Origin of the sequence: Streptomyces sp. SM1, from assembly GCF_002910825.1 — a bacterium.
GTDB lineage: Bacteria > Actinomycetota > Actinomycetes > Streptomycetales > Streptomycetaceae > Streptomyces > Streptomyces okerensis.
Genome location: NZ_NEUB01000887.1, coordinates 1 through 4,454 on the forward strand (window position 1 = coordinate 1; position 4,454 = coordinate 4,454).

The 4,454-nt window shown below is 69.3% G+C and carries 3 protein-coding genes, 1 tRNA gene and 2 pseudogenes; 1 reads left to right on the forward strand and 5 read right to left on the reverse strand.

All coding sequences use genetic code 11. From position 1 onward, the window contains the following. Nucleotides 1-209: 209 nt before the first annotated feature. Nucleotides 210-923: an exonuclease domain-containing protein gene (locus tag B9S61_RS29880; RefSeq protein WP_103545033.1), complete on the forward strand. Its 714-nt coding sequence runs from the start codon at nt 210-212 to the stop codon at nt 921-923. A gap of 55 nt (nt 924-978) precedes the next feature. Here B9S61_RS29880 and B9S61_RS29885 read toward each other — a convergent pair. From B9S61_RS29885 to B9S61_RS29905, 5 genes and pseudogenes are all read right to left on the reverse strand, one after another. Beyond that, nucleotides 979-1,050, reverse strand: a tRNA-Val gene (locus tag B9S61_RS29885). Between the two features lie 39 nt (nt 1,051-1,089). After that, the gene (locus B9S61_RS29890) at nt 1,090-1,539 is read right to left on the reverse strand and encodes an SRPBCC family protein (RefSeq protein ID WP_103545034.1); all 450 of its coding nucleotides are present in this window, start codon (nt 1,537-1,539) and stop codon (nt 1,090-1,092) included. A 34-nt stretch (nt 1,540-1,573) separates the two neighbouring features. Then, a pseudogene (locus B9S61_RS29895) lies at nt 1,574-2,677 on the reverse strand (Tat pathway signal sequence domain protein); the annotation flags it as partial. Between the two features lie 40 nt (nt 2,678-2,717). Beyond that, a complete protein-coding gene (locus tag B9S61_RS29900; protein WP_258039919.1) occupies nt 2,718-3,725 on the reverse strand; it encodes a transposase in 1,008 nt (335 codons plus the stop codon). Nucleotide 3,726: 1 nt separating this feature from the next. Next, nucleotides 3,727-4,454 (reverse strand): annotated as a pseudogene (locus tag B9S61_RS29905) (carbohydrate ABC transporter permease); the annotation flags it as partial.

Below are 4,454 nucleotides of genomic sequence, written 5' to 3' on the forward strand. Positions count from 1 at the left end.
CCCGTCCAACCCGGCCGCGTCACGGCGGCGCGCCAACAGCGTGCGCGGAAGGGCGTTTTCCCTGTACGTGTCGCCGTACCGCGCCGACTCGAACTGCTGTTGTCTCCTTACGGCGCATTTCCGGCGTACGACGCGGACGGCCCGGGTATCACCGGTTCGGGCAGTGGATGGCGCGTCAACTGCCGATGGTGAGCGAGGGGTTGGTGGGTATGGCGTGCTGGTACGAAGGGCCGTTGGCCGCCTTCGACACGGAGGCGACGGGTGGGGACGTCGAGAACGACCGGATCGTGTCGGCCGCTCTCGTCGTCCAGGACGGGCCGGGATCCCGGCCCCGGGCGACCCGCTGGCTGGTGAATCCGGGGGTGCCGGTGCCGGCCGGGGCGACGCTGCCGCACGGGCTGACGGACGAGCATCTGCAGCGCGACGGCCGCTGGCCGGCACCGGTGATGTACGAGGTGGCGCAGGCGCTGGCGGAGCAGGCCCGGGTGGGCCGACCGCTGGTGGTGATGAACGCGCCGTTCGATCTCACGCTGCTGGACCGGGAGTTGCGCCGGCACCGGGCGTCGTCGCTGGCCCGCTGGTTCGAGCGGACACCGCTGCTGGTGCTGGACCCGTGGGTGCTGGACAGGCATCTGGACCGCTGTCGCAAGGGCCGGCGGACGCTGACCGACCTGTGCGCGCTGTACGAGGTGCCGTGGGAGGCGGCGCACGACGCGGCGGCCGCGCTGGAGGTCGCCCGGGCGGTGGGGCGGCGTTTCGCGTCCCGTCTCGAGCGGTTGTCGCCCGGTGAGCTGCACACCCTGCAGGCGGTGTGGCACGCGGGGCAGGCGCGGGGACTCCAGACGTGGTTCGCGCGCAGTGGCACGGAAGAGATGGTCGACCCGGCATGGCCGCTGCGTCCGGACCTGTCGGCGGCTGCGTGAGGGCACCCGCCGCAAGGACAAAGCCGGTCCGTCGGGGACGGACCGGCTTTCCCGGTGGGCGATACTGGGTTCGAACCAGTGACCTCTTCGGTGTGAACGAAGCGCTCTCCCACTGAGCTAATCGCCCGGGAACGCAGTGAACAATACAGGTCCGGGGAGGCTTCCTTCAAACCGCTTGCAGGTGTGCGGCCAGTCCGCGCCGGCCGGCCCGCATCATCGCCGCGTGGTTGACGCGGAAGACCGGCCGGGCGGGTACGGCGAGCAGGCGCAGCAGCGGCTTGCGGACGTCGACCTCCTGCTCGTAGTGGGCGAGGCAGCCGTGTGCTCCCAGGCCGGTGACGGTCCAGCGGGCCCAGCCGTCGATGTCGCCGGACAGGCCCGCCTCCAGGACCCCGGTCTCCCGGTCGCGCCGCCCCTCCCGCACGGTCGAGGTCAGGTCGTAGGGCAGGAGGGAGCGGATCGTGACGATGCCGCTAGTGTCGTCGAGGCGGGTGACGTCGCGTACCTGCGGCCACCACAGGGGGTAGTCCTCGATCCGTTCCAGTGCGTTGTACACCGTCGCGGCGGGCGCGGACAGGGTCCACAGACTGCGGAAGCGGTAATGGTTCCAGTCCATCTACGGAGTGTGCCCGCCCGCGCCCGGGATGCCGCTACGGCATGCGGTCCCCCAGCAGCGCCAGGTTCTCGATGGCGTCGAGGCCGTAGAGCGCGGTGTCGTTGGTGGAGACCCAGGTGGCCTCGCTCCCCGCGACCAGGGCGGCCGGTCCGCCCACCTTCTCGGTCTGCCAGGGCGCCGACTCCTTGTAGCCGTCGGAGTCGTAGAACTTCCGCCAGGCCCGCGCGGCGAGTTCCTCGTCGCCGGTCCGTACGGCGGCGTAGGCGTCGAGGCGGGAGTGGCCCTGGAAGAGGATCAGGCTGCCGAGGTGGGAACCGTACCGCTCCGCCTGTTCGGCCTTGCTCGCGTTGAAGCAGCGGCAGTAGTCGTAGTAGGCCTCGTTGAACTCCGGCATGTCGACGAGGTCGATCAGTTCGGCGCAGAGTTCGTTCAGGCCGAAGACGGCGGACAGGTGGGAGACCTCCACCTTCGGGGTGTCGGCGACGGCGAACCTGCCGGTGTCGAGGTCGTACAGGCCGCTGCCCTGGACGAAGCCGTTGGGCTGGGCGGCGATGGTCTCCATGGTGGAGAGCACGCGGGCCCTGGCCTTCTCCCACTGCGGGCCCTTGCGTTCCCACTCGGTGAGCCAGGCGGAGACCAGTCCGCTCCAGTCGGTGCCGAAGCCGATGGACAGGGCGTTGCGGTCGGGTGTGTAGGGCTCGGTGCGGATCTTGCGGAGGGAGTCGAGGGCGAGGAAGGTCTCGTCGGAGTCGACGCCTGCGCGCATGAGGTCACCGACGCGTTCGTCGGCGGTGAGGAAGTAGTAGAAGCGGCGGTGTGTGGTGTTGGCGATGCGCTGCTGTTTGGCGCTGTCGGCGTAGTGCTGAACGCCGTGCCGGGTGCCGAGGCCGGCCCATCGGCCGAGGCGGTAGACGTCGACCTCGCCGGTGTGGCAGGTCACGGCCTCGGCGAAGCGGAAGATGTCCGCACGACCGGAGCGCAGGTACGCGTACCAGAGCCACAGGTCGGGCGAGAGTTCGGAGTTGTCCCAGGCGTAGCCGCCGACGTCGTAGCGCCACTGGTGCCGGACGGTGTCGTAGGTGTGCGTGATGTCGCCGTAGTCCCAGAAGCCGTACCAGCGGCGCTGGTCCTTGTAGTAGTTGACTACTCCCCTCCCTGAGCAGGAGGGGATTCCTGGCTCAGGCTGCCTCCCGGAGCGGCGCTCCGGGAGGTCTTGTGCCCTCGAGGCCAGCCGGGTTCAGACCTGCCCGGGCAAGCATCACGTAGGCGGAGTTCTTGTCCCTGGGGAAGACTGCTCCGCACGCGACACAGGTGTAGGTACGTTCCGACAGCGGCAGGGCGTGCTTGGCTCTCGCTCCGCACCCGGCGCAGTCCATGGTGGTGTGCGCGGGATGCACCAAACGCACATCCCGCCCGTGCTTGCGGCCCATCTCGACCAGGGCCAGTTTGGTGGTGCCGATGGCGGCGTCGGCGGCCCTGCGTGCCATCATGGTCCTGGCGAGGAACTTCGGCCGGAAGTCCTCCACCGCGATCACATCATGGTCCCGCACCACACGCTTGGCCCACTTGCGGGCGGTGTCCTGCCGCTGCCGGGCGATCTTCGCGTAGGTCTTTGCCCGCCACCGTTTCGCCTCCCGGTACCCCTTCGATGCCGCCCGCCCCTTCTTCGGCTTGCGGTGGGCCACCATCCGGTCGTATCGGGACAGCCTCTGCTGCGCCTTGAAGCCGTGGCGGGGGTGGGGGAGGTCGTGGCGGTCGGAGGTGGTGGTGGCGGTCTCCTTGACTCCCCAGTCGATACCGATGACCGCGCCCGTCTGCGGCAGCGGCTCAATCGTGGTGGGCACGACGAACGAGGCGTACCAATGCCCGACACGGCCACGGTAGACCCGCACCGCGGACGGTTCGGCCGGGAGAGGGCGGGACCAGACCACGGTCAGGACGATCCCGCCCGCCAGATGCAGCCGCCCGCCTTTGAGGCGGAAACCGCGCCGCGTGTAGTTCAGCGACGGATCACTCCCCCGCCGCTTCTTGTGACGCGGCATCCCCGCCCGCCGATTCACCGGCAGCCGGTCCTTGACATCTTTGAGCGCTTTGCCACGGGATACGGCAAAGTCACGGATGGCCTGCTGCTGCGGCACGGAGGCGCCCTCTGCCAGCCACGGCGTCACCGCACACGCACGCGTCATGGTAACAGGTGTAGACGAGCGTGGCGTCGGCCGGCCCGCACCGGGTGTCGGAGACGACGTAGGCGGAGCCGAACACCTGGAACGCGTGGATGGACTCCAGCAGTACGTTGAAGAACAGCACCGGGGAGATCATCGGCAGGGTGATGTTCCAGAACCGCCGCAGCGGACCGGCCCCGTCCACCTCGGCCGCCTCGTACAGCTCGCGCGGGACCTGCTTGAGGCCGGCCAGGAAGATGACCATCGGCGCGCCGAACTGCCAGATGCTCAGGGCCACCAGGGCGTACAGGACGTAGTCCGGGTTGCCGATCCAGCCGCCCGCGTCGAACCCGAAGATCTTCTGCGTGCGGTCCACGACCGCGTCGTCGGAGAACAGCGCCCGCCACACGAAGCCGACGGAGACACTGGCGCCGATGAGCGAGGGCATGTAGAACGCGGCCCGGTACAGGCCCTGTCCGCGCCGCTGCTGCGCGAGCAGCAGCGCGACACAGAGCGCGAGCAGCAGCTTCAGCGGGGTGGCCACGACGACGTACTTGAGTGTGACCTCCACCGACTTCTGCCAGCGCGGGTCCTGGAACATCGTGGTGAAGTTGTCCAGCCCGATCCACCGGGGCGGGGTGAACAGGTTGTAGCTGGTGAACGCGTAGTACAGCGACGCGATCATCGGCCCCGCCGTGAGCAGCAGGAACCCCGCGATCCACGGTGACATGAAGAGGTAGCCGGCGAGGTTCT

Bases quoted from the DNA above. Each gene is read 5' to 3' on its own strand.
- B9S61_RS29880 (WP_103545033.1), top strand. From the start codon at position 210: ATGGCGTGCTGGTACGAAGGGCCGTTGGCCGCCTTCGACACGGAGGCG.
- B9S61_RS29890 (WP_103545034.1), bottom strand. From the start codon at position 1,539: ATGGACTGGAACCATTACCGCTTCCGCAGTCTGTGGACCCTGTCCGCG.
- B9S61_RS29900 (WP_258039919.1), bottom strand. From the start codon at position 3,725: ATGACGCGTGCGTGTGCGGTGACGCCGTGGCTGGCAGAGGGCGCCTCC.